Annotated in this window: 23 protein-coding genes and 1 tRNA gene; 14 read left to right on the top strand and 10 right to left on the bottom strand. The window is 68.3% G+C overall.

Annotation, left to right across the window (positions count from 1 at the left end; genetic code table 11):
* Positions 1-51 precede the first annotated feature (51 nt).
* The 7 genes from ACK4IU_RS12770 to ACK4IU_RS12740 all read left to right on the top strand — a co-directional run bounded on the left by ACK4IU_RS12770 (position 52) and on the right by ACK4IU_RS12740 (position 8074).
* Positions 52-1104 (top strand): peptidase M29, encoded by a 1053-nt coding sequence (locus ACK4IU_RS12770; protein ID WP_409735738.1) that lies wholly within the window; start codon positions 52-54, stop codon positions 1102-1104.
* Between the two features lie 161 nt (positions 1105-1265).
* A complete protein-coding gene (locus ACK4IU_RS12765; protein ID WP_409735736.1) occupies positions 1266-2606 on the top strand; it encodes an acyl-CoA dehydrogenase family protein in 1341 nt (446 codons plus the stop codon).
* A complete protein-coding gene (locus ACK4IU_RS12760; RefSeq protein ID WP_409735734.1) occupies positions 2606-4003 on the top strand; it encodes an alpha/beta fold hydrolase in 1398 nt (465 codons plus the stop codon). The genes ACK4IU_RS12765 and ACK4IU_RS12760 overlap by 1 nt, the downstream gene beginning before the upstream one ends.
* Positions 4000-4683, top strand: a complete 684-nt coding sequence (locus tag ACK4IU_RS12755; protein ID WP_409735732.1) for a TetR/AcrR family transcriptional regulator — start codon at positions 4000-4002, stop codon at positions 4681-4683. The genes ACK4IU_RS12760 and ACK4IU_RS12755 overlap by 4 nt, the downstream gene beginning before the upstream one ends.
* Positions 4673-6013, top strand: a complete 1341-nt coding sequence (locus tag ACK4IU_RS12750) for a glutamine synthetase family protein (protein ID WP_409735730.1) — start codon at positions 4673-4675, stop codon at positions 6011-6013. The genes ACK4IU_RS12755 and ACK4IU_RS12750 overlap by 11 nt, the downstream gene beginning before the upstream one ends.
* A 4-nt stretch (positions 6014-6017) precedes the next feature.
* Positions 6018-6536: a flavin reductase family protein gene (locus ACK4IU_RS12745; protein ID WP_409735728.1), complete on the top strand. Its 519-nt coding sequence runs from the start codon at positions 6018-6020 to the stop codon at positions 6534-6536.
* A gap of 92 nt (positions 6537-6628) precedes the next feature.
* Positions 6629-8074, top strand: a complete 1446-nt coding sequence (locus tag ACK4IU_RS12740; RefSeq protein WP_409735726.1) for an APC family permease — start codon at positions 6629-6631, stop codon at positions 8072-8074.
* A gap of 36 nt (positions 8075-8110) precedes the next feature.
* Here the strand turns inward: ACK4IU_RS12740 and ACK4IU_RS12735 are convergent, their stop codons facing one another.
* From ACK4IU_RS12735 to ACK4IU_RS12725, 3 genes are read right to left on the bottom strand one after another with little or no spacing between them, the layout of a single operon-like run.
* Positions 8111-8911 (bottom strand): undecaprenyl-diphosphate phosphatase, encoded by an 801-nt coding sequence (locus tag ACK4IU_RS12735; protein WP_409735724.1) that lies wholly within the window; start codon positions 8909-8911, stop codon positions 8111-8113.
* 6 nt (positions 8912-8917) lie between these two features.
* Positions 8918-9799 (bottom strand): c-type cytochrome domain-containing protein, encoded by an 882-nt coding sequence (locus ACK4IU_RS12730; RefSeq protein WP_409735721.1) that lies wholly within the window; start codon positions 9797-9799, stop codon positions 8918-8920.
* On the bottom strand, positions 9799-10785 hold the full coding sequence (locus tag ACK4IU_RS12725) for a complex I NDUFA9 subunit family protein (RefSeq protein WP_409735719.1): 987 nt from the start codon (positions 10783-10785) through the stop codon (positions 9799-9801). Before ACK4IU_RS12725 ends, ACK4IU_RS12730 begins: the two co-directional genes overlap by 1 nt.
* A gap of 153 nt (positions 10786-10938) precedes the next feature.
* Between ACK4IU_RS12725 and ACK4IU_RS12720 the strand changes: the two genes are divergently transcribed.
* Positions 10939-11023: transfer RNA gene (locus tag ACK4IU_RS12720), tRNA-Leu, on the top strand.
* Positions 11024-11150: 127 nt separating this feature from the next.
* Here the strand turns inward: ACK4IU_RS12720 and ACK4IU_RS12715 are convergent.
* Positions 11151-11906, bottom strand: a complete 756-nt coding sequence (locus ACK4IU_RS12715) for a DUF1013 domain-containing protein (RefSeq protein WP_409735717.1) — start codon at positions 11904-11906, stop codon at positions 11151-11153.
* 125 nt (positions 11907-12031) lie between these two features.
* On the opposite strand from ACK4IU_RS12715, the gene ACK4IU_RS12710 reads away from it, so the two are divergent.
* The gene (locus tag ACK4IU_RS12710; RefSeq protein ID WP_409735715.1) at positions 12032-12670 is read left to right on the top strand and encodes a ribonuclease T2 family protein; all 639 of its coding nucleotides are present in this window, start codon (positions 12032-12034) and stop codon (positions 12668-12670) included.
* Between the two features lie 230 nt (positions 12671-12900).
* Here the strand turns inward: ACK4IU_RS12710 and ACK4IU_RS12705 are convergent, their stop codons facing one another.
* Together ACK4IU_RS12705 and ACK4IU_RS12700 are read right to left on the bottom strand one after the other, a co-directional pair.
* Positions 12901-13893: an NAD(P)H-quinone oxidoreductase gene (locus tag ACK4IU_RS12705; protein ID WP_409735713.1), complete on the bottom strand. Its 993-nt coding sequence runs from the start codon at positions 13891-13893 to the stop codon at positions 12901-12903.
* 9 nt (positions 13894-13902) lie between these two features.
* Positions 13903-14577: a COQ9 family protein gene (locus ACK4IU_RS12700; RefSeq protein ID WP_409735711.1), complete on the bottom strand. Its 675-nt coding sequence runs from the start codon at positions 14575-14577 to the stop codon at positions 13903-13905.
* A gap of 107 nt (positions 14578-14684) precedes the next feature.
* Between ACK4IU_RS12700 and rpsU the strand changes: the two genes are divergently transcribed.
* The gene (rpsU, locus tag ACK4IU_RS12695) at positions 14685-14891 is read left to right on the top strand and encodes a 30S ribosomal protein S21 (protein WP_008027119.1); all 207 of its coding nucleotides are present in this window, start codon (positions 14685-14687) and stop codon (positions 14889-14891) included.
* Positions 14892-15142: 251 nt separating this feature from the next.
* Complete coding sequence (locus ACK4IU_RS12690) at positions 15143-15733, top strand: TetR/AcrR family transcriptional regulator (protein WP_409735708.1); 591 nt, start codon at positions 15143-15145, stop codon at positions 15731-15733.
* On the opposite strand, the gene ACK4IU_RS12685 is transcribed toward ACK4IU_RS12690, so the two are convergent.
* Positions 15730-16194, bottom strand: coding sequence for an Lrp/AsnC family transcriptional regulator (locus tag ACK4IU_RS12685; RefSeq protein ID WP_409735706.1), 465 nt, complete (start codon positions 16192-16194; stop codon positions 15730-15732). The two genes, ACK4IU_RS12690 and ACK4IU_RS12685, sit on opposite strands and share 4 nt — an antisense overlap.
* 141 nt (positions 16195-16335) lie before the next feature.
* Between ACK4IU_RS12685 and ald the strand changes: the two genes are divergently transcribed.
* Positions 16336-17454 (top strand): alanine dehydrogenase, encoded by a 1119-nt coding sequence (gene ald / locus ACK4IU_RS12680; protein WP_149587470.1) that lies wholly within the window; start codon positions 16336-16338, stop codon positions 17452-17454.
* 62 nt (positions 17455-17516) lie between these two features.
* A complete protein-coding gene (locus ACK4IU_RS12675) occupies positions 17517-18122 on the top strand; it encodes a sulfite oxidase heme-binding subunit YedZ (protein WP_409735704.1) in 606 nt (201 codons plus the stop codon).
* 58 nt (positions 18123-18180) lie between these two features.
* Here the strand turns inward: ACK4IU_RS12675 and mscL are convergent, their stop codons facing one another.
* Together mscL and ACK4IU_RS12665 are read right to left on the bottom strand one after the other, a co-directional pair.
* Positions 18181-18561, bottom strand: coding sequence for a large-conductance mechanosensitive channel protein MscL (mscL, locus tag ACK4IU_RS12670; RefSeq protein ID WP_149587472.1), 381 nt, complete (start codon positions 18559-18561; stop codon positions 18181-18183).
* A 164-nt stretch (positions 18562-18725) separates the two neighbouring features.
* The gene (locus tag ACK4IU_RS12665) at positions 18726-19673 is read right to left on the bottom strand and encodes an L-threonylcarbamoyladenylate synthase (protein WP_409735702.1); all 948 of its coding nucleotides are present in this window, start codon (positions 19671-19673) and stop codon (positions 18726-18728) included.
* Positions 19674-19774: 101 nt separating this feature from the next.
* Here ACK4IU_RS12665 and ACK4IU_RS12660 point away from each other — a divergent pair, with 101 nt between their 5' ends.
* The gene (locus ACK4IU_RS12660) at positions 19775-21478 is read left to right on the top strand and encodes an acyl-CoA dehydrogenase (RefSeq protein WP_409735700.1); all 1704 of its coding nucleotides are present in this window, start codon (positions 19775-19777) and stop codon (positions 21476-21478) included.
* 97 nt (positions 21479-21575) lie between these two features.
* Here the strand turns inward: ACK4IU_RS12660 and ACK4IU_RS12655 are convergent, their stop codons facing one another.
* On the bottom strand, positions 21576-22430 hold the full coding sequence (locus ACK4IU_RS12655; RefSeq protein ID WP_409735698.1) for a universal stress protein: 855 nt from the start codon (positions 22428-22430) through the stop codon (positions 21576-21578).
* Between the last annotated feature and the right edge of the window lie 4 nt (positions 22431-22434).

Raw genomic sequence — 22434 nt, 5'->3', positions numbered from 1 at the left:
TCACAAGTTAAGAAATTCGCAAAGCCGCGAATCGTCAACGGGAAAGTCGGGATGCTTCAGGAACGCATCGAGGGCAAATGGCTGGCCGCCTTCCGCCGGGTGCTGGCCTTGAACGGGATCGGCAAGGGCACGCCCATCGCCATCCTGTCGGAAACCCAGTCGCGGCCCGTCCTTGTCCATCTGTGCGAACTGGCGGCCTATGACCTGGGCGCAGAGTTCTGCATGATCCAGATGCCCACCCCGCCGCAGACCGCCCCCGTCCCGGTGAAGTCCACCGGCACCAGCTGGGCGATCCAGGGCAACCGTGCGGTGATCGAGGCGTTGAAGCGCGTGGATGTCATCGTCGACTGCACGGTGGAGGGGCTTATCCACGCCCCCGAATGGCCCGAGATCGAGGAAGCGGGCCGCACGCGCCTCTTGGTCATCACCAACGAGCACCCGGAAATCCTGGAGCGGACCGAGCCCAAGGCTGAACACGGGCCGAAGGTTGAACTTGGTATCCAGATGCTGCGCGAGGCGTCCGAGATGCGGGTGACCTCGGCTATCGGCACCGACCTCGTGGTGGACCTGCGCGGCGCGCCCTGCGGCGGGACGGCGGGGTTCGGGACCACGCCGGGATCGGTCGCGCATTGGCCGGGCGGGCTGTGCCTGGCCTTCCCGGGAAAGAACGCGGTGAACGGACGGATCGTCATGGGGGTGGGAGACATGAACCTGACCTTCAAGACGTACCTGACCAGCCAGATCGATATCACCATCGAGAACGACTTCGTCACCGACATCAAGGGCGACGGCATCGATGCGCTGCACTTCCGCGAATACATGGAGGCCTGGGGCGACCGGAACGCCTACGGGATGTCCCATGTCGGCTGGGGCATGAACCCCGGCGCGCGCTGGGTCAGCGCGGCGATGTACGACAAGCGCGACACGCAGGCGGTGGAGTTCCGGGCGCTGGCGGGGTCGTTCCTGTGGTCCACCGGGGCCAACCAGTATGCCGGACGCTACACGCTCGGCCATTTCGACCTTCCGATGCGCAACTGCACCATCGCCCTCGACGGGCGCGTCGTCGTGAAGGACGGCGTTCTGCAAGGAGAACTTGCCCCATGACCTGCCGTCCTGCCTTCGTCGGATTTGCCCAAAGCAAATCCGACCGCGCCCGACCCGCCCCCGGGGGCGGGCGCGGCAGTGCCGCTCCCACCCCCGCGGGCCGGCCGCGGCAAGATTCGCCCGCTGCCCTTGCTGCGCCGAAGTTTGAACAGGACCACGCCATGACCATTCAGACCCCCGTTGCCGCGATGCCGATGAGCAGCCCTGCGGATTACTACGACATGTCCCGCGTCCGCCCCGAGGTCGCCGCCGCGATGGCGAAGATCAACGAGATGGGGCCGGTCTTCGCCGCGCGCGCCAAGGCGGTGGATGACGAGGCGTCCTTCCCGACGGTGAACTACCGGGACCTTGCGGATGCGGGGTTCCTGGGCCTGTCGATCCCGCAGGAGTACGGCGGCTGGGGCTTCTCCATGGGCGAATACGCCATGGTCGGCGCCGAGATCGGCAAGTATTGCGGGGCCACCGCGCTCACCTTCAACATGCACAATTCCTCGATGGCCTGGTCGCGGTTCATGTACGACATGCCGAACCTGACCGAGGCCGAGCGGGCCGAGTTCGCGCCGCTGCGTGAAAGGCAGTTTCGCCGGGCGATGCAGGAGCGGGCGATCTATTCCCAGCCGATTTCCGAAGGCGGGCAGAACTGGACCTCGAAGCCGAACCAGACCCAGTGCCGCGCGGTCGAGGGCGGCTGGAAAATCAACGGGTTCAAGAAGTTCGCCTCGCTGGCGGGGTATTGCGACTACTACACCATCGTCTGCACCGAGGTGTTCGATGGGCAGGAGCCGCGCCACGAGGACACGATGCTGTTCGTCGTGCAAAAGGACACGCCGGGCCTGACGGTGAAGGGCGACTGGGACCCCCTGGGGATGCGGGGGACGAACAGCCGCGACCTGATCCTGAAAGACGTTTTCGTCACCAAGGATGACCTTCTCATGCCGCGCGGCATCTTCGGCAAGACGCTGCCGAACTGGCCGCACATGATGGCCACCCTGTCGCCGACCTACATGGGGGTGGCTCAGGGTGCTTACGACTTCACCATCGCCTATCTCAAGGGCCAGGTCCCCGGCCAGCCGCCGATCGACCGGCGGATGTATGCGACCAAGCGGGTGGCGGTGTCGAAGATGTATGCGCGCCTTGCCAACATGCGCGCCCTGTGGTGGCAGGCGTTTTCCGAGGCGAAGGGGATGCCCTCCAAGGCCGAGGTGATGCGGATGTATGCCGCGCAGTACAACGTGATGGAGGGCGCGCAGGAGATGACGGCGCTGGCGATCCGCACCTGTGGCGGGCAGTCGATGCTGCGCGCGCTGCCCCTCGAACGGATGTATCGCGACAGCCGCTGCGGCGCGCTGATGCTGCCCTATACCTCGGAAATCATGGAGGATTACATCGGTGTCCTCGCGCTTTACGAGATGGACGAGCTGGACAGCGCCCCCGGCGACGACGGGGGCGCGCGCAACTCGCTCTGGCGGGGCGACGCCGGGTCGCTGAAGGGCCTGCGCTGATGGGGCGCGAGGTCGTGCAGGTCCAGGGCCATGTGGCCCGGGCGCCGGACGACGTCTGGCGGATCCTGCGCGACTTCTGCCGGGCATGGCATCCCTGGGTGGCGACGATCCGCGAGGAGCGCGGGCCGCAGGGCGCGCGGGTGCGGGCCTTCACAGTTGCGGGCGAGGAGACGGTCTATCACGAACAGCAGACCTATTTCTCGGACAGCGACCGGGTGCTGGGCTACACGCACCTGGAGGGCATCCGGGACTGCGAGGCCTATGACGCGCGCGTTACCGTGACACCGGCCGGGGACGGCGGTGCCCATGTCGCCTGGACCGCGACGATCCGCGCCCCGGCCGGGCGGCTGATGGCGATTGCCGAGGGGACGAAGGCGGTTTTCGAGGCCGGGATCGCGGCCCTGGCAGGGGCGAGGGTACCCGCCGCGCCGGACCTGCCGACTCCCTCGCTGGCGACGGTCGAGACGCTGATCTTCGACGACCTGCCCCGTCTGGCGCTGACCGTCACCCCCCCACCCCCTCCCTCCCCCACGCGGGGGGAGGGAGGCTCCCGGCTTCCCGGCACGGGCCCTGCGGCCGCGCCTTCGCACCTCCCCTCCCCCGGGTGGGGAGGGGATGGGGGAGGGGGGCGGCTGGACGACACGCTCTGCCTGTTCCTGCACGGGATCGGCGGCGGGCGGACGAACTGGGACGCTCAACTGAGGGCCGTCGGCGGGCTGGTGCGGGCGGCGGCGCTGGACCTGCGCGGGTATGGGGACAGCACGCTTGGACCCCGCCAATCGACGGTGGACGACTATTGCGACGACATCCTGCGTGTGGCCGAACGGCTGGGGGCAAGGCGGCTGGTGCTGGTGGGCCTGTCCTACGGGTCCTGGATCGCCACCTCCTTCGCCATGCGCCACCCCGAGATGCTGGCAGGCCTGGTCCTGTCCGGCGGCTGCACCGGCATGTCCGAGGCGGGACCGGATGAGCGCGAAGCCTTCCGGGTCAGCCGCGAGGTGCCGCTGAACGCCGGCCAGACCCCGGCCGATTTCGCGCCCGCCGTGGTGAAGGTGCTGGCCAGCCCCGACGCCCCCGAAGCCGTGCGGCAGCGCCTGTTCGACAGCATGGCGGCGATCCCGGCCGCCACCTACCGCGACGCGCTGACCTGTTTCACCAACCCGCTGGAACGCTTCGACTTTTCCCGGCTGACCATGCCGGTCCTCATGATGACGGGCGAGCACGACCGGCTGGCCCCCCCGGCCGAGATCCGCGGCGTCGCCGGGCGGATCTGGGATGCGGCCCCCTGCCCGGACGTGCGCTTCGAGGTGATCGCGGGCGCGGGCCATGTCTGCAACCTCGAACAGCCCGCGGCCTACAACCGCCCGCTGCTCGACCTGCTGGCGCGGCTGGCATGACCGCCTCGCGCCGCCTGCAGAACCGGCTGAACCGCGAACGCGCGATCCTCGACGCGGCGCTGAAGGTCTTCGCGGCCCAGGGCTATACCGGCGCCTCGATGGACGCGGTCGCGGCCGAGGCGGGGGTGACGAAACCCACGCTCTATTCCTACTTCCCCTCGAAGGACTCGCTGTTCCAGGCGATGATGCTGGGCAAGCGCGACCTGATGCTGGACGTGTTCGAGCACCCGTCCGAGCAGGGCATGATCGCCGACCTTCTGGTCTTCGCCTGGGCCTATGCCGACACGGTGATGCGGCCCGAGATGCTGTCGCTGGCGCGTCTCATCATCGGCGAGGTGCAGCGGTTCCCCGAGATCGGCCGGGCCTACCAGGCCTCGGGCCCCGACCACCTTCTGCGCGGGATCATGCGCTATCTCGAGGGCCAGCGCCGGGCCGGGCGGCTGGCGTTCGAGGACGCGGAACTGGCGGCGCAGGACCTCTGGGGCCTGATCCTGTCGGCCCCGCGGACCCAGGCGCTCTACATGCCCGACGCGCTGCCCGACCGGGAGACGCTCGCGCGCTACATCCACAACGGCTTGCGGGTGTTCCTGAAGGCCTATTCCACCGCCCCCGAGGCGGACCTGCAACAACTGAAGGCGCTTGAAGACGCCCCATCCCGACAGGTGACCCATGACGCTTGACGACTTCCTCGCCGATCCCGCCAGCCGCTTTGCCACGGTGGCGATGACCGATACCAACGGCCTCCTGCGCGGGCAGATGGTGTCGGCCGGCAGTCTGAAGGGCATCGCGAAGGCCGGGATGGGCATGGCGCCGGCGCAGCTGGCGCTGGACCCGACCGACGTGCATCTGAACCTGCCGGGCGTGAACGACGATGCGGGCGATTTCCACGACGACCCGCTGGTCGTGGACCCCGCCAGCGCCCGGCGGATGCCCTGGGCGAAGCCGGGGCATGACCTTCTGGTGCTGTCGAACTTCTCGGGCACCTCGGCCGAACTGTGCCCGCGCGCGATCCTGTCGAAGGTGCTGGCACGGGCGGGTGAGGCGGGGTTCTTCCCGAAATACGGGATGGAGCTGGAATACACCCTGTTCGACGAGACCCCGGAAACTGCGGCGGCCAAGGGCTACCGCAACCTCAAGCCCGCGACGCAGCACGCCAGCCACGACCTGATCGTCTATCAGGCGGTGCAGACCGAATGGTACGAGGCTCTGGCCGCGATCTGCGAGCCGCTGCGGATCGACCTGGCCAAGATGCACGAGGAGATCGGCGCGGGATTCATGGAGGCCTGCATCGGTGCGGGCGGCGGGCTGGAACCGGCCGACCAGCTGGTGCTGCTGAAGAACTTCCTGCGGGCGCTGGCGCTGCGGCAGGGCAAGTCCGTCACCTTCATGCCGCGCTGGAACGAGGCGGCGGACAGCCAGTCGATCCACCTGCACATGAGCCTGAAGGACAAGGCGGGCAGGCCGCTCTTCTGGGACGCGGGCCAGAAGAACGGGGTCAGCCAGCTGTTCCGCTGGTTCCTGGGCGGGCTTCAGGCGCATATCGGCGACATGACGCTGATCTTCCAGCCGACGGTGAACAGCTACCGCCGCTTTGCCCCCGGCACCTTCGCGCCGCCGGGTCTGACCTGGGGCTACGAGAACCGCACCACCTGTTTCCGGCTCGTGGGCCACGATGCCGGGTCCTTGCGCGTGGAAAACCGCCTGCCGGGCGCCGACACCAACCCGTATCTGACCACCGCCGCGACGCTCGCCGCCGGGGTGGCCGGGATCCTGGGCCAGATCGAGCCCGACTCCGAGGTCGTCGGTTCCGGCTATGCGCAGACGCCGTCGCGCGACTTCGCCCGCTCGATGCCCGAGGCGATCGAACGGCTGCGCGGCTCGGCCTTCGCGCGCGACTGGCTGGGCGACCGTTTCGTGGATGGCTTCACCGCCACGCGCGAGGCACAACATGACGAGTTCCGCCGGAAGGTTCCGGACGTGGAACTGCAACGCTTCTTCGATCTTGGGTGACCCGATGCCGGATACCGCCGACCTGCGCGCCGCCTTCCTGGAAGGGATGAGCCGCGCGGCCACCTTCGTCGCCGTCGCCACCACCGACGGCGAGGGCGGCCGGGCGGGGGTGACCGTGTCCTCGCTGACCTCGGTCTCGGCCGATGGCGAGATGCCGTCGCTTCTGGTCTGCATCAACCGGCAGTCGGCGGCAGCGGCGGCGATCCTGCAGAATCGCGCCTTCTGCGCCAACCTTCTGGCCGAGACGCAGCAGGACCTGGCCAACCTCTTCGCCGGGCGCAGCGCGACCGACCGGGCGGAACGCTTCGACCGGGTGACCTGGGAAGCGGGCGCGCTGGGCCAGCCGCTGCTGGCCGGTGCCACGGCGACCTTCGAGTGCCAGCTGGCGACCGCGCTCTTGTGGGAGACGCATCACATCATCGTCGGACGGGTGGTCGCGGTGCAGCTTTCGGACAACGCCTCGGCGCTGCTTTACGGCCAGCGGGCCTATCGCAGGGCTATACATCTGGGGGAAGATAGTTAATCTGTTAAGTAACTGCGGCGCGTCAATGACCGCAGGACCAACACGACCCCGACCCGGCGGAAGTCCGGGCGGCTGTTCAACACGGAGGGACCATGACTGAATTCACCGAAATCGGGCCGAACCGGCTGCGACGCAATTCGCTGGGGCTTCTGGCCGTCACCTTCATGGTGATCTCGGCGGCGGCACCGCTGACCGGGGTGGCGGGGGCCATGCCGCTGGCCTTTCTTCTGGGCAACGGCACCGGGGTGCCGCTGACCTTCCTGCTGCTGACGCTGGTGATGCTGGCCTTCGCCGCGGGCTATGTGGCGATGAGCCGCCACGTCATCAACGCCGGCGCCTTCTATGCCTATGCCGCGCGCGGCCTGGGCGGCGGCTGGGGCGGCGCGGTCTCGGTCATCGCGCTGGTGGCCTACAACACGATGCAGTTCGGGCTGATCGGCCTTCTGGGAGGCATCGCGGCCGGGGTGTTCGGGCAGTTCGGGCTGACGCTGGAATGGTGGGTCTATAGCCTGATCGCCATCGTCCTGGTCGGCATCCTGGGCTACCGGCAGGTGGACCTGTCGGCCAAGGTGCTGATCGTGCTGGTGGCGCTGGAATACCTGATCGTGCTGATCGTGGACTTCGCCATCCTCGGCGCGGGCGGGGCCGAGGGCAGCGGACTTGCGGTGAACATCCTGAACTTCTCGGCGCTGACCTCGGGCTCGCTGACGGCGGCGATCCTGTTCTGCCTGGGGTCCTTCATCGGGATCGAGGCGACCACGATCTACGGCGAGGAGGCGCGCGACCCCGAACGCACCATCCCGCGCGCGACCTACCTCTCGATCCTGATGATCGGGCTGTTCTTCGTCTTCACCACCTGGCTGATGATCGCGGGCACCGGGGCAGACAAGCTGGTCGAGACGCTGGGCGGGCTGGAAGACCCGACCGCGTATTTCTTCATCCTGGCCGAGACCTACACCAACCCGACGATCTCGATGCTGGCGGGCCTGCTGCTGGTGTCGAGCCTTTTTGCCGCGCTGTCGGCCTTCCACAACTACATCGCCCGCTATTCTTATGTGGCCGGGCGCGACGGTCTCTTGCCGGCCGCCTTCGGCACGACCCACGGCAGGCACCAGAGCCCGCATGTCGGGTCGGTGGTGCAGACCGTGGGCGCGCTGATCGTGCTGGCGATCTTTGCCGGGCTGGGGCTGGACCCGATCCTGAACATGTTCACCTGGATCAGCCAGATCGGCACGCTGGGGGTGATCGGGATGATGGCGATCACCTCGCTGTCGGTGATCGCCTTCTTCCGCAAGCAGGGCGGCGGCTCGGCGCTGTCCACGCTGATCCTGCCCGTGATCGCGGGCCTGATCATGGCGGCGCTCTTCGTTTACATCTTCCTGAACTACGGCGACCTGACCGGGACCACAGGCGGCTCTCTCAGCTGGATCCTGCCGTCGCTGATCCCGCTGGGGGGAATCGTCGGCTATCTCCTGGCGATGCGGCTGAAATCGGCGGACCCGGACCGGTTCCTGCGGATGGGACAGAGCCAGGGCTGAGGCCCCTTGCGCCGGGGCGGGCGACTGCCCCAGCGTTCAGAACCCCAGAAGCAACGCCACCAGCGCGGCGCTGCCGATGAGGATGCGCCACCAGCCGAACAGCGCATAGCCGTGGCGGCCGATGTAGTCGAGCACCCAGCGCACCACGATCACGGCGGTCACGAAGGCAACGGCGAAGCCGACCGCGATCTCCCAGACCGCGCCGAAATCCAGCACGTCGCGGTTCTTGAACAGGTCGTAGGCCACGGCCGCCCCCATGGTGGGCAGCGACAAGAGGAAAGAGAACTCGGCCGCCGCGCGCTTTTCCACGCCCAGAGCCAGGGCGCCGACGATGGTCGCACCCGACCGCGACACGCCCGGCACCATGGCCAGACACTGGCAGAAGCCGATGGCCAGCGACTTGCCGAAGGGCAGGGCCAGCGCGTCCTGATGCACAGGGACAGGTGCAATACGGTCGATGACCAGGAGGACCACGCCGCCCAGGATCAGCATGACCGCGATCAGCATCGGCGTTTCGAACAGCACCGTCTTGATGAAGTCATGCGCCAGCGCGCCGACCACCACCGCCGGCAGGAAGGCCAGCAACAGCGACACCAGCGCCCGCCGCGCCGCATCCTCGTGCCGGGCGCGCAAGAGGAGCCGGGCGATCAGCGTGGCATAGACCGAGAACAGGGCGAGGATCGCGCCCAGCTGGATCACCACCTCGAAGGTGCGGCCCTTCGATTCGAAGCCGAGGAAATGGCCGGCGAGCAGCAGATGCCCGGTCGAAGAGACGGGCAGGAACTCGGTCAGCCCTTCCAGAAGCCCCAGAAGGGCGGCGGTGATCGTGGTGTCCATGCTGTCCTACCTGTCGCGGAACCGTTCGGCGCGGACGGTGCCGTCGGCCTGCACCACGCCCCGCATCTCTGCCTGATCGCCGATCCGGGTGCGGTCGTCCACCCGCGTTCCGCCATCGATCACGAAGGCGGCACCGTCGATCTCGGCCGCGCCGGTCAGCACTCCGCGCAGGCGGATGCGGGCGCCTTCGGGGATCGGGGCGGGCCTGCCCGCGTCGTCCGGCGCGCCCTGGGCGATCCAGTCGCGGATCAGGCGGATGTCGTCTTCCGGCAGCCAGGGCGGGCCGTCGAAGGGCATGCGCGGCGTGGCAAGGCCGGTGATCCGGCGCCAGAGTTCCGACATCTCGGGGTTGCCCGGCAGGACGGCCAGACGGTCGCCGCCGGCCAGCACATGCGCCAGGCTGTCCAGCCGCAGCCCCTCGGGCGGGGCGCCGAGCTTGGAGTTGTCGGAATGGCACTTGATGCAGGCCTTGAGCAGGATCGGCTGCACGTCCGGCCAGAGCACCGGCTCGCCCGGCGCGGGGCGGCGGCGTTCGGCCGCCGGGGCCGGGGCGAGGCTGCCCGCCGGCATCCCCGCCATGACCCAGCCTTCCACCAGCGCGATCTGTTCGGGGTCGAGGAAGGGCGGGCCGTCGAGCGGCATCTGCGGTTCGGCCTCGCCGCGCAGGCGTTGCAGGAGCGGGCTGGCCGCATCGCCGGCACGGACGACGGGGCCGTTCTCGCTCCCGGCCAGCACGCCGTCCAGCGTGTCGAGCCGCAGGCCCAGGGGCGCATCCTCGCCCGAATGGCAGATCACGCAGCGTTCGGCGAACAGCGCGCCGACCGCATCGAAGTCCTGCGCCGCCCCCGGCCCGGCCATGACGGCCGCCGCAAGGGCCGCCGCGCGCATCAGGCCTTCCGCAGGTTCTTGGCCGAGTCCTTGATGGCGGCGAACTGGCCCGCCGGGCGATAGCGCCAGAGGTATTCGGGCAGCACCGCCTCCATCGCCGTCGGCGTGATGCCGAGATCGGCCAGACCCTTCGCCCCCGGCGCGACGACATTGTCGCGCGCAAGATTGCGCACCTGGTCCCGGGTGAGCACCTTGTTCTCGATCAGGCCCAGCGTCAGCGCCTGCACCATGTCGAAACCGAATGCCATGATCCGGGCCACGAAGAACGGGATCCCCACCACCGCCCGGCGACGCTGAATCACCTTCAGCATCCGCTGCATCAGGCCGCGGAAGGTGTCCACCTCGGGCCCGCCGAGTTCGTAGATGCCGGGGGCAGCCTGGCCGAGGACGCCCGCGACCGCCGCCTTGGCGACATCGTCCACATGGACCGGCTGGAATTTCGTCGAGGCACCCACCACGGGCAGGACCGGGCCAAGGCGGGCCATGCCGGCAAAGCGGTTGAAGAACTGGTCCTCGGTGCCGAAGATGATCGAGGGGCGCAGGATCACCGCGTTCGGGAAGGCTGCCAGCACGGCGGCCTCACCCCGTGCCTTGGTGCGGGCATAGTCGCTGTCCGACCCGGCATCGGCGCCGATGGCCGAGACGTGGACCAGATGACCCACCCCTTCCTCGGCACTGATGCGGGCGATGCGTCCCGGGCCTTCGGCCTGTACCGCGTCAAAGGTGTTGCGACCGAGGCTGTTCAGGATCCCGACGCAGTTCACCACCGCGTCCGCCCCGCGGATCATCGCCCGCACGCTGGCATCGTCGCGGATGTTGCAGGCGAGCGGTTCGACCTGGCCGGGCACGCCGTAGGGCTTGACGAACAGGGCCTCGTTCGGGCGGCGGACGGCGACGCGCACCCGCCAGCCTTCCTTGGCCATGCGCCGGGCGATGTAGCGTCCGACAAAGCCCGAACCGCCGAAGATGGTGACCAGCCTGCTCATCCGCGCAACCCTCCAACGGCGCCGGAAAGGCGCCGGAATCCTGCCGGATCAATAGCGGCGGCATCCGGTCCGGGCAAGGCCAAAGCGCCCTTGCGAAAATTCGCGGAGGGGCCGTTGACTCTGCCAGATGGCGCCGTTACATCGACCATCAGTGCCCAGATGGCGGAATTGGTAGACGCACTGGTTTCAGGTACCAGCGCCGCAAGGCGTGGAGGTTCGAGTCCTCTTCTGGGCACCATTAAAAAAGCCCGCAACCCTCACCGGTTGCGGGCTTTCTGCTTTTCGGGCGCTGCGGCGCATCGGGTTGCAATGAAAAACCCGGCCGGTGGCGGCGGCCGGGCTGGCGATCCGTGCAGGGGCGGCCCTCAGCGGCGGCGGTCTTCGTCCTCGTCGTCGTCGTGGTCGCCGCCGGGCAGGTTGAAGAAGCTGTCCGCGTCCGAGAAATCCGAGGCGGGGCTGTCGTCCTTTTCCTCGTCGCCGAAGACCTCCAGCCCCGAGAGGCCGGACGGCATCCGCGCGTCGGGCGCCATGCCCAGGGACTGTTCGGTGGACACCAGCTTGCGCCGTTCGTCATCCGACATCACAGTGCCTTCGGCGGCCTTCTTGCGGGCGGCGGCCTGTACGGCGGCGTCGAGTTCCGACTGCTTGCAGAGGCCCAGCGCAACCGGGTCGATCGGCTGGATCTGGCCGATGTTCCAGTGCGTGCGCTCGCGGATCGACTGGATCGTGGGCTTGGTGGTGCCGACCAGCTTGCCGATGGCGCCATCCGACAGTTCCGGGTGGAACTTCACCAGCCAGAGGATCGCAGCGGGGCGGTCCTGACGCTTGGACAGGGGGGTGTAGCGCGGACCGCGGCGCTTTTCCTCGCCCTGGGCGGCTGGGTTGAACTTCAGCTTCATCCGGTAGAGCGGATCGGCCTGGGCGCGCTCGATCTCGATCGGGTCAAGCTGGTTGTTGGCGACCGGGTCGAAGCCCTTGACCCCGGTGGCCACGTCGCCATCGGCGATGCCCTGCACCTCAAGCTCGTGCAGGCCGCAGAAATCGGCGATCTGGGCGAAGCTGAGCGTCGTGTTGTCCACCAGCCAGACGGCGGTCGCCTTGGCCATGAGCGGTTTCGACATCGGATCTCTCCTTTACAAACCTGTCCCGTGCCGGGAAAACGGCTGCGGGCTTGGCCCGCGAGTTCCACGATTTCGGGGAATTCAGGCGCCCATATAGGCCCGGATTGCGAAAAGGGAAAGCGAAAATGCGCCTGCTGCCGTTGCTTTTCGCGGTCTTTTGCTGGGCTGGCGCGGCACGGGCCGAGGGCGACCGGGCGGGGGAGTTCGACTATTACGTAATGTCGCTGTCGTGGTCCGCTGCCTGGTGCGCGCTCGAGGGCGATGCACGGCGCGATCCACAATGTGATCCTGGGCGGGGGCTGACCTTCGTGCTCCATGGTCTGTGGCCGCAATACGAAACCGGCTGGCCGTCATACTGCCGCACAGTCGAGAGGGATCCGACCCGGGCCGAAACGGCGGCGATGGCCGATGTGATGGGCGGGGCGGGGGCGGCGTTCTACCAGTGGAAGAAGCACGGGCGCTGTTCGGGCCTGTCGCCTTCCGACTATTACCGGACGGCGCGCGACGCCTTCGGCCGCGTGGCGGTTCCCGACCTGTTCAAGGGCGTCTCGCGCCCCCTGACCCTGCCGGCCAGCGTGATCGAGGACGCCTTCCTTGATGCCAACCCCGGTCTTTCCCGCGACCAGGTCACCATCACCTGCAAGGACGGCCTGATCCAGGAGGCGCGGATCTGCCTGACCCGCGACCTGGAGTTCCGGCGCTGCGGGGCGGATGTGATCCGCGACTGCCGCCTGAAGGACGCCTTGCTGGAGCCGGTGCGATAGGGTGGTTGGGTGGCGGGATCGGCAATCTGAAAAGCAACAGTTGAGGGGAAGTCTGGGGAAAACTGCTTTCTCAAATCGTCGGTGCCCTGGGCGTCTGGGGAAAGCGCCTTCGGGCTGATTCATGGATCGAACATCCGATCCCGCCTGAGATCGTTTTACCAAACGTCAACTGCGCCTGCGCGTGAAGAAACCGTCAATCCGCCACCCGGCGCCCTCGGGTAGGGAAATCCCTACGTCTCGACCCGAAGGGCGATCTTGCCGACATGCCCACCCGATTCCAGCCGCCAGTGGGCGGCCGGGGCCTGATCCAGGGGATAGTCGCTGTCCATCACCACGCGAACCGCCCCGCGTTCGATCATCGGCCAGACATGGGTTTCCACCTCGCGCGCGATGCGGGCCTTGGCGAGGTCGGACTGCGGGCGCAGGGTCGAGCCGGTCAGCGTCAGGCGCCGGGTCATCAGCTCGGCCAGGTTCAGCGTCACCCTGGCGCCTTGCAGGAAGGCGATCTGCACCAGCCGCCCGCCATCGGCCAGCGCCTTCAGGTTCCGCTCGATATAGGGGCCGCCCACCATGTCGAGGATCAGGTTCGCCCCGCCCACGGCCTTCATCTCGGCGACGAAATCGCCGGTCCGGTGGTTGATCGCCAGCTCGGCGCCGAGCGCGCGGCAGACCTCGCATTTCTCCTCGGTCCCGGCGGTGGCGAAGACCCGGGCGCCAAGCGCACGGGCGATCTGGATCGCAGTCGTGCCGATGCCGCTCGTGCCGCCGTGGACCAGAAACCGCTCGCCCCCTCGCAGCCCGCCGCGCATCACCACATTCGACCAGACGGTGAAGCATGTCTCCGGCAGGCAGGCGGCTTCCTTCAGCGACAGGCCCTTGGGGATCGGCAGGGCGTGGGCTTCGTGCGTGACGGCATATTCGGCGTAGCCGCCCCCGGGCAGAAGCGCGCAGACCTGATCGCCGATCCGCCAGCGGGTGACGCCCGGCCCAAGCTCGACCACCGTGCCGGAGCATTCCAGCCCCGGCAGAGGCGAGGCCGAGGGCGGCGGCGCATAGGCCCCGGCGCGTTGCAGCGCGTCGGGCCGGTTCACTCCGGCCCAGGCCACGCGGATCACGATCTGCCCGTGACCCGGCACCGGCACCGGCACCGAGGCGGGCGTCAGGACATCCGGCCCGCCGGGGGTGGAAATCTCGATGGCGAGCATGCTGTGCGAAAGGGTCATACTGTGGTCTCACCCCTGATGGTGGCCCGGAAGGTCGTCACGTCTTGATGGCGAACGAATGCTTGCGAAAATCTTTCCGGGTCCGGCCATCATCGCCTTGCCCAGCGGATTTTCCCGGAAGCTCGCCTTCAGCTTCTCGACCTGCATCACCTGGTCGATGCGGCGGTCGAGGAAATCCCAGGTCGCCTGATGCCCGGTCGAATCATCGCCCAGCCAGTAGAGCACCGTCGCGCCATAGACGGCCGAGAGCGTCGCGCGCTTGGTGTACCAGTTCAGGTCGCCCGACGTGTCGCCGAGCGCGGTCCAGATCGCATCCGCCGTCCCCCAGATCGCCCGCGCTCCGTCGGCGGCATGGTGGGGCAGCGAGAACAGCGTCGTGCCGCGGCGCACCAGTTCGCGGTCGGCCAGTTCCAGACGGATGCGGACGGCCCGCGCGATCCGGTCGCGGAAGCGCAGCGCCGACAGGTCGGTCGCGGCCAGCCGCGCCCGCATCTCGGAATCGCCCCGGGCGTGATAGGCCAGCGCCAGATCGACCCCTCCGCGCGGGAAGAGAGACCGCGCCAGACCCGGCGCGATCCCGGCATCGGCGGCGGCGGCCGTCAGCGTCCGGTCGGACCAGCCGTCGAAGGGCACATGCGGCAGCGCCGCGTCCAGCAGCTGTGCCTTTATCGGGTCTTCCGTCATCGTCATCCCTCCTGCCGGCATGGTGGACAAGCCACCCGAGCTTTGTTATAGGCCGCGGGCCTGCACAAGTCAGTGCAACTCTAGCTTAGGAAGGTGGTGACAACCACATGCAGGTCAGCGTCCGCGACAACAACGTCGAACAGGCTCTCCGTGCCCTGAAGAAGAAACTTCAGCGCGAAGGGGTGTTTCGGGAAATGAAGCTCAAGCAGCATTTCGAGAAGCCCTCCGTCAAGAAGGCACGCGAACAGGCCGAGGCGGTCCGCCGCGCAAGGAAACTTGCCCGGAAGAAGCTTCAGCGCGAAGGCGGTCTGTAAGACACCGCGACCCTGGGGAAGCGATTCCCGCCCGATCAACCCCCGCGCCCCTGGCCGGGGGTTTTTCATTTGCCGAATGGGGTCGGGTGCTGCCGCCTCGGTCCCGACCCGCAGGCCGGCGCTAACCAGGGATTGTGTGGCGAAATCATGGCGGCGGCGTGTTGCAACTTTGGCGAGCATCTACAGTCCGTTTCCAGTTTACGCCACATTTAACAGTATTCCGCCGCAATTCGCCGCCTTACCCTTCAAGCATGATCGAGCTTCGCAAACACCCCCGCCAGGACCGGTCCCGCGCCAAGGTGCACGGGATCCTCGCAGCCGCCGCCGATCTCTGCTCGGGAAGGGGGCTGGAAGGGCTAACGACGAACGCCGTAGCTGCCAGGGCGGGTGTCTCGATCGGCTCGCTCTACCAGTATTTCCCGGGCAAGCATGCGCTTCTGGCCGCCTTGATCCGGGCCGAGCGGGCGAATCTTCTGGAGGCTGTGGAACGGATCGTCTCCTCGGATGCGGCCAATGACCTGACCAAGCTGGTCGATGAGCTGATCGAGGCGACCGTGGCGCATTACCTGGCGCGTCCGAGCCTGTCGCGCACGCTGAACCTTGCCCGCAGCCAACTGCCGCCCGATCCGGAAGCCGCCGAGTTTTCGGCCCGCGTCACCGTGCTGATTGCGGCGCGGCTGGACGAGTTGAAGATCTCGCGCCCGGAAACCACGGCCCAGGACATCCTGGCCATCCTGCGCGGGATGATCGACGCTGCCAGCGAGGCGCAAGAGGCAGACCGCAGCGCGCTGGCCGACCGCACCCGACGCGCGGTGTTCGGCTATCTGCACGCCGCCGCCTAGACCGCCAGCGCCGTCGTCTTGACCACCGTCCGCAGCGCGAAGCTGGACTGCATCTGCCGCACGCCTGGCAGGCGCGACAGGAACTGCCGGTGGATGCGGGCGAAATCCTCGGTGTCCTCGGCCATGAGCTTCAAGAGATAGTCCGCCGTCCCCGCCATCAGGTGACATTCCAGAAGGTCCGGCACCTTGGCCACCTCGCGCTCGAAGGCATCCAGCAGGTCCTCGGCCTGGCTTTGCAGGGTGATCTCGACGAAGACCGTGGTCATCCGCCCCATGCGCCGGGCATCCAGCAGCGCGACGTAGCCCGCGATGTAGCCCTCATCCTCCAGCCGCTGCACGCGGCGGTGACAGGCCGAGGGCGAGAGGTTCACCGCCTCGGACAGTTCGGCATTGGTGATGCGGCCGTTCTTCTGCAACACGGTGAGGATGCGGCGGTCGGTGGCGTCAAGATCAAGGGCCATGCAAGATTCTTCGGCTTTTGGATCGGATCAGGCAAGAAGCTACGCAGAAGCCGGTCCTCTGCCAATCAGAATTCAAAGCATCGTCTGGAAATCGGATCAGGATTGTCCCCACAGGGACAAGGTCCCGAAAGGGAGGAAATGATGAAGATCGGATGTCCGAAAGAGATCAAGCCGCAGGAATTCCGCGTGGGCATGACCCCGGATGCCGTGCGCGAGGCAGTTAACCACGGCCATCAGGTCGTGGTGGAAAAGGGAGCGGGCCTCGGGGCCGGCTTTGCCGATGCCGACTATGTGGCGGCCGGCGCCAGGATGCTGGACACGGCGGAAGAGGTCTTTGCCGCGGCCGACATGATCGTCAAGGTCAAGGAGCCGCAGGCGGTGGAACGCAAGCGCCTGCGCGAGGGGCAGGTTCTGTTCACCTATCTCCACCTCGCCCCCGACCCGGAGCAGACGAAGGACCTGCTCGCCAGCGGTGCGACCTGCATCGCCTATGAAACCGTGACCGACGACCGGGGCGGGTTGCCGCTTCTGGCGCCGATGTCCGAGGTGGCGGGGCGGCTCGCGCCGCAGGTCGGGGCCTGGACGTTGCAGAAGGCGAATGGAGGGCGTGGCGTGCTGCTGGGCGGGGTGCCGGGCGTGTCTCCCGCGAAGGTGCTGGTGATCGGGGGCGGGGTGGTCGGCACCCATGCCGCGAAGGTCGCCGCAGGGATGGGGGCGGATGTCACGGTCCTGGACCGCTCGATCAACCGCCTGCGCTATCTGGACGACGTTTTCGGGCGCGATTTCAAGAACGCCTATGCCAGCGCCGGCAACACCATCGCGCTGGCACGCGAGGCCGACCTCATCATCGGCGCCGTCCTGATCCCGGGCGCCGCCGCGCCCAAGCTGATCTCGAAGGCGCAGCTGAAGGAGCTGAAGCCCGGCGCGGCGCTGGTGGACGTGGCCATCGACCAGGGCGGGTGCTTCGAGACCAGCCGCGCCACCACCCACCAGGACCCGATCTACGAGGTGGACGGGATCATGCATTACTGCGTGGCCAACATGCCGGGCGCCGTCGCGCGCACCTCGACACAGGCCCTGGGCAACGCGACGATGCCCTTCATGCTGGCGCTGGCCGACAAGGGCTGGAAGCAGGCCTGCGCCGATGACCGGCACCTCCTCAACGGCCTGAACGTCCATGCCGGCAAGCTGACCTACGAAGCCGTCGGCCTTGCGCTGAACCTGCCGGTGATTTCTGCCGCCGAGGCGCTGAAAATCTGATCTGGGTCACGCCGGAATCGCCAAAGGCGCGCGTATATGGGGCACCGGATGAAAGGTGCCCCATGACGTTCCTCGGCCAGAAACCCTCGACCCTTGTCCTGTGGGTCGTGCTTGCCCTTCCCGCCCTTCCCCTGATCGGTCCCCTGTTCGGGGACGACGCCCAGGCCTTCCACCGCCTTCTGCACCCGAGCGGGGAATGGGCGGCGCGTTTCATGATCATCGGCATGATGGCCTCGGGCCTGATGCTGCTGTTCAAGGGACGCCAATGGCCACGCTGGCTGGTGCATCACCGCCGCGACATCGAGGTTGCGGCCTTCGTCTATGCCGCGCTGCACACGCTGGTCTATGTCATCGACCGCGGCACGCTGGCCCGGATCGTCGAGGCCTTGCCCCATACCGAGATCTGGACCGGTTGGCTGGCGATGATCCTGTTCGTGCCGCTGGCCGTGACCTCGAACAACGCCGCGCAACGCTGGCTGCATGCCGGCTGGAAGAGCCTGCAGCGCCTGGCCTATCCGGCCGCCGTCCTGGTGCTGATCCACTGGGCCGCCCTGCACAACTGGGGCAGCTGGCCGCCCGCGGCCATCCACTTCGGGCCGCTGATCGGTCTCTGGGCCTATCGCCTGTGGTACTGGTACCTGCGCCCAAGGTCGCCACAGCCCGCCTGATGCGCAAACGGTCCGCGGGATCGCCTCCGCGGACCGTGCTGCAAAGCCTGCCGCCGCGTCAGATGCGCGGGCGCGCCTTCAGCTCGGCGACGATTTCCTTCAGCAGGTCGTTGTCCGACGGGCCGGCCGGTGCGGCAGGGGCCTCTTCCTTCTTCGGCATCAGCCGGTTCACGGCCTTCACGATCAGGAACACCACCCAGGCCACGATCAGGAACTTGATGACGGCGTTGATGAAGCTGCCGATGGCGAACTTGGCATCGCCGATGGCAAAGCCCCAGCCGGAGAAGTCGATCCCGCCCACGATCAGGCCAATCAGCGGGTTGATCAGGTCGTCCACCAGCGAGGTGACGATGGCGGTGAAGGCCGCGCCTATGACGACACCGACGGCCAGGTCAAGCACGTTGCCGCGCGCGATGAAGGTCTTGAATTCGTTAAACATTCCACGGTTCCCTTGTCAGCCCCGCCTTGACTGGCGGATTGGTCGGTTGTGCGGGCGCTCTGGCCCGCAGTGAATATCGCACAGGTTTTTCAAATGCTCGCGGGGAATTTCTGCGACTTCGCGCACATTCTGGAAATCTGTGGTGGGATTGTTGCCGTTGCGGCTCAGGCACCGCGCGGGGCGGCGGCCCGACGCAGGCGGTCGTTGATCGCGCGGCCAAGGCCGGTGTCCGGCACCGGAGCAAAGGCGATGCGACCGTCGGGGCCGGCCATCCGGTCGGCCTCGCGCAGGGTGGCGAAAAGCCGTGCCGCCGCCTCGACCAGGTCGCCGCTCTCGGACAGGGTCAGCGCCCCGCGCACCGGGCCGAAGCCCACCAGGATCTCGCCTTCCCGCGCCTCGGTCGCGTCGAGCCGCAGCGCCGCCTCGGGCGCGTAGTGCGAGGCGAGCTGGCCGGGCGACGTCGGCTTGCCTGCATCCCCGCCCAGAGACAGGGGTTCGCCAAGCGCGGCTTCCAGCGCCTCGACCGGCACACCGCCGGGGCGAAGCAGCACGGGCGAAGGGTCTGGCAGGACGATGGTCGATTCCAGACCCACCGCGCAGGGGCCTCCGTCCAGCACCGCCGCGATCCGGCCCGACAGGCCCTCGATCACATGCCCCGCCGTGGTGGGCGAGACCCGCCCCGAGGGATTGGCCGAGGGCGCGGCGAGCGGCCCGCCGAAGGCGCGCAGCAGCCGCTGGGCCAGGGGATGCGCCGGGACGCGGATGGCAACCGTCTCGAGCCCGGCCGTGACCAGGGGCGAAATCCCGGAATTGGGTCGCAGCGGCAGGACCAGCGTCAGCGGGCCGGGCCAGAAGGCGCCGGCCAGGCGCCGCGCTTTCGGTCCGACCTCGGCGAAGTCCTCGGCCGCGGCAAGGTCGGGCAGATGCACGATCAGCGGGTTGAAGCTGGGCCGCCCCTTGGCGGCGTAGATCCCTGCGACCGCACGGTCCGACCGCGCGTCGCCACCCAGGCCATAGACCGTCTCGGTCGGGAAGGCGACCAGCTCTCCGGCCCGCAGAAGCTCGGCGGCCCGGGCGATGCCGGCGTCGTCCGGGGAAAGCATCAGGGTCATGGCTATGACGCAGCGTCCGGCTTGAAGGGCGATCCGAAAGGGATAGCGTTCGGTGCGGCCCTGCTTACGGCAGGGTCCGGTATTTGCCAAGGGAGGTGGCCATGGCCTATCGCGCTCCGGTCCGGGACATCCGTTTCATCCTCGACCACGTCGTGGGCTTTGCCGAGGTCGCCGCGACCCCGCGGTTCCAGCACGCGACGCCCGACCTGGCCGAGGCGATCCTGGACGAGGCGGGGCGGCTTTGTTCCGACGAGCTGGCGCCCCTGAACCGGGTGGGCGACGTGACCCCGGCCCGGCTGGAGAACGGGGTGGTCCTGTCGCCGCCCGGCTTTGCCGAGGGCTACCGGGCGATCGCCGGGGGTGGCTGGGTCGGCATGGCGGCGCGGCCCGAACATGGCGGAATGGGTCTGCCGATCTCGCTGGCCCTGTCGGTGGACGAGATGATGTCCGGCGCCTGCCTGGCGCTGCATCTGAAGCCCCTGCTGAGCAAGGGTCAGATCGAGGCGCTGGAGCATCACGCCGGACCCGAGATCCAGGCGCTGTATCTGCCGAAGCTGACCTCGGGAGAATGGTCGGGGACGATGAACCTGACCGAGCCGCAGGCCGGCACCGATGTCGGCGCGCTGCGGACGAAGGCGGTGCCGAACGGGGACGGGACCTATGCGGTGACGGGGCAGAAGATCTTCATCACCTGGGGCGACAGCGATCTGACGGCCAATGTCTGCCACCTGGTGCTGGCGCGGCTGCCGGATGGGGCGGAGGGGACGAAGGGGATCAGCCTGTTCATGGTGCCGAAGTTCCTGCCCGATGCCGAAGGGCGACCGGGCGCGCGGAACGGCCTGCGGGTGGTGAGCCTGGAGCACAAGCTGGGCATCCATGGCAGCCCGACCTGCGTGATGCAGTTCGATGGCGCGACCGGCTGGCTGGTGGGAGAGCCGCACAAGGGGATGGCGGCGATGTTCACGATGATGAACAACGCCCGGCTGTCGGTCGCCGCGCAAGGCGTTGGGCTGGCCGAGGCCGCGCTTCAGCACGCGCTGGCCTATGCGGCGGATCGGCGGCAGGGGACGACGCCGCTTTCGGCGGAGGGGACGATCCTCGACCACGCCGATGTCCGCCGGATGCTGGCGACGATGCGGGCCGAGGTCTTCGCGGCGCGGGCCATCGCGCTGTCCTGCGCCAAGGCGATCGACATGGCGACGGCGACCGGGGCGGCGGAGTGGCAGGCGCGGGCGGCGCTGCTGACCCCGATCGCCAAGGCCCACTGCACCGACATCGCCTGCGAGGTGGCCCATCGGGGCGTGCAGGTGCATGGCGGCATGGGCTTCATCGAGGAGACGGGGGCGGCGCAGTTCCTGCGGGATGCGCGGATCCTGCCGATCTACGAGGGCACGAACGGGGTGCAGGCGATGGACCTGGTCGGCCGCAAGATGGCCGATGGCGGCGAGGCCGCGTTCCGGCTGATCGACGAGGTCCAGCGCGGCGCCGAGGCAGCCCGCGCCCGGCTCCCCGATCTGGCCGGCGAGGTCTGGGCCGCGGCCGAGGCGCTGCGCGAGGGGACCGAGGCGATGGTGGCCCTGCCCCTGAACGACCGCTTCGCCGGGGCGGTGCCCTATCTGCGGGCCTTCGCCCGGGTGCTGGGGGCCGGGGCGCATCTGAAGGCCGCGCTGGCCGAGGACGACCGCGAGGCGCTGGCCCGGGTCATGATCCGGCGGATCCTGCCCGAACATGCCGCGCTGCTGGCCGAGGCCCGGGAAGGGGCGGCGGGGCTGTATGCGGTGGGGCCCGACGACCTGGCTGCGTGAGTGTCCACGGTGGACATTTCCGGATAGCCTAGCGATTCCAGAGGGTTGTCCGCGGACGTTAGGGGTTTGTTAACCCGCCCTTCCGCCGGCCGTCCGGCTAGCGGATCAGCACCACCGGCACCTTGCAACTGCGGATCATCTCGGTCGTCGTGGAGCCGATGATCAGGCTGCGGATGCGCGAGTGGCCATAGGCCCCCATCACCAGCATGTCGAAGCCGTCGCTGTCCACCATCCGGCCAAGTGCGGTTTCCGGCTGGCCCTCGACCACGGCGGTCTCGACGGCAAGGCCGGCCCCGCGCAGACGGGCGGCGGCGTCCTCCAGCCCCTTCCTCACCTCGGGCGTCGCCGTGCCGACGGTCACGACCTGCACCGAGAGACCGGCGAAGAGCCGATCGCGCGCGACGTGATCGACAGCCTTGATCGCCGAGACCCCGCCGTCATAGGCGACCAGCACCTTCGCGATCGGCCGGAAAGCCCGCGAGGCGACGAAGACGGGCAGGTGGCTGGCCCGCACGATGCGCTCGAGATTGGACCCGAGATGCCCCTTGGCGAAATCCGCCGCTTCGCCGCGCTTGCCGATCAGGATCATCGCGGCATCGGCGCCAAGCTCGGCCACGGTTTCCACGAGGTCACCGTGGCGCAGCCGGGTGGTGATCTCGGCCACGCCGTCGCGGATCAGGATGGCATGGGCATCTTCCAGGATCGCCCGGCCGCGATGCGCGACCAGCTTGGCGCGTTGTTCGTCCAGCTCGGCCAGTTCCTCCATCAGCGCGGTGCGGGCGCCAAGCCGGATCGCGCCCGAAAGATCCTGCTTCTGCGGACCTTCGCGCCGACCGAGGACGTGCAGCAATTCCACCGGCGCCCCGGTGCGTCCCGCGACCCAGGCGGCGTGGTCGCAGACGCTGGCGGAGTAGATCGAGCCGTCCACGAGGGCGATGATCTTCTGTGTCATGTGG

The sequence above is a fragment of the Tabrizicola flagellatus genome, assembly GCF_046295235.1.
Taxonomy (GTDB): Bacteria; Pseudomonadota; Alphaproteobacteria; order Rhodobacterales; family Rhodobacteraceae; genus Tabrizicola; species Tabrizicola flagellata_A.
This window is presented reverse-complemented; position numbering and strand designations above follow the sequence as displayed.

Bases quoted from the DNA above. Each gene is read 5' to 3' on its own strand.
- ACK4IU_RS12730 (WP_409735721.1), bottom strand. From the start codon at position 9,799: ATGCGCGCGGCGGCCCTTGCGGCGGCCGTCATGGCCGGGCCGGGGGCG.
- ACK4IU_RS12660 (WP_409735700.1), top strand. From the start codon at position 19,775: ATGGCCTATCGCGCTCCGGTCCGGGACATCCGTTTCATCCTCGACCAC.
- ACK4IU_RS12765 (WP_409735736.1), top strand. From the start codon at position 1,266: ATGACCATTCAGACCCCCGTTGCCGCGATGCCGATGAGCAGCCCTGCG.
- ACK4IU_RS12760 (WP_409735734.1), top strand. From the start codon at position 2,606: ATGGGGCGCGAGGTCGTGCAGGTCCAGGGCCATGTGGCCCGGGCGCCG.
- mscL (WP_149587472.1), bottom strand. From the start codon at position 18,561: ATGTTTAACGAATTCAAGACCTTCATCGCGCGCGGCAACGTGCTTGAC.
- ACK4IU_RS12740 (WP_409735726.1), top strand. From the start codon at position 6,629: ATGACTGAATTCACCGAAATCGGGCCGAACCGGCTGCGACGCAATTCG.
- ACK4IU_RS12685 (WP_409735706.1), bottom strand. From the start codon at position 16,194: ATGGCCCTTGATCTTGACGCCACCGACCGCCGCATCCTCACCGTGTTG.
- ACK4IU_RS12665 (WP_409735702.1), bottom strand. From the start codon at position 19,673: ATGACCCTGATGCTTTCCCCGGACGACGCCGGCATCGCCCGGGCCGCC.
- ACK4IU_RS12745 (WP_409735728.1), top strand. From the start codon at position 6,018: ATGCCGGATACCGCCGACCTGCGCGCCGCCTTCCTGGAAGGGATGAGC.
- ACK4IU_RS12675 (WP_409735704.1), top strand. From the start codon at position 17,517: ATGACGTTCCTCGGCCAGAAACCCTCGACCCTTGTCCTGTGGGTCGTG.
- ACK4IU_RS12705 (WP_409735713.1), bottom strand. From the start codon at position 13,893: ATGACCCTTTCGCACAGCATGCTCGCCATCGAGATTTCCACCCCCGGC.
- ald (WP_149587470.1), top strand. From the start codon at position 16,336: ATGAAGATCGGATGTCCGAAAGAGATCAAGCCGCAGGAATTCCGCGTG.
- ACK4IU_RS12770 (WP_409735738.1), top strand. From the start codon at position 52: ATGCTTCAGGAACGCATCGAGGGCAAATGGCTGGCCGCCTTCCGCCGG.
- ACK4IU_RS12690 (WP_409735708.1), top strand. From the start codon at position 15,143: ATGATCGAGCTTCGCAAACACCCCCGCCAGGACCGGTCCCGCGCCAAG.
- ACK4IU_RS12715 (WP_409735717.1), bottom strand. From the start codon at position 11,906: ATGTCGAAACCGCTCATGGCCAAGGCGACCGCCGTCTGGCTGGTGGAC.
- ACK4IU_RS12750 (WP_409735730.1), top strand. From the start codon at position 4,673: ATGACGCTTGACGACTTCCTCGCCGATCCCGCCAGCCGCTTTGCCACG.
- rpsU (WP_008027119.1), top strand. From the start codon at position 14,685: ATGCAGGTCAGCGTCCGCGACAACAACGTCGAACAGGCTCTCCGTGCC.
- ACK4IU_RS12735 (WP_409735724.1), bottom strand. From the start codon at position 8,911: ATGGACACCACGATCACCGCCGCCCTTCTGGGGCTTCTGGAAGGGCTG.
- ACK4IU_RS12725 (WP_409735719.1), bottom strand. From the start codon at position 10,785: ATGAGCAGGCTGGTCACCATCTTCGGCGGTTCGGGCTTTGTCGGACGC.
- ACK4IU_RS12655 (WP_409735698.1), bottom strand. From the start codon at position 22,430: ATGACACAGAAGATCATCGCCCTCGTGGACGGCTCGATCTACTCCGCC.
- ACK4IU_RS12700 (WP_409735711.1), bottom strand. From the start codon at position 14,577: ATGACGGAAGACCCGATAAAGGCACAGCTGCTGGACGCGGCGCTGCCG.
- ACK4IU_RS12755 (WP_409735732.1), top strand. From the start codon at position 4,000: ATGACCGCCTCGCGCCGCCTGCAGAACCGGCTGAACCGCGAACGCGCG.
- ACK4IU_RS12710 (WP_409735715.1), top strand. From the start codon at position 12,032: ATGCGCCTGCTGCCGTTGCTTTTCGCGGTCTTTTGCTGGGCTGGCGCG.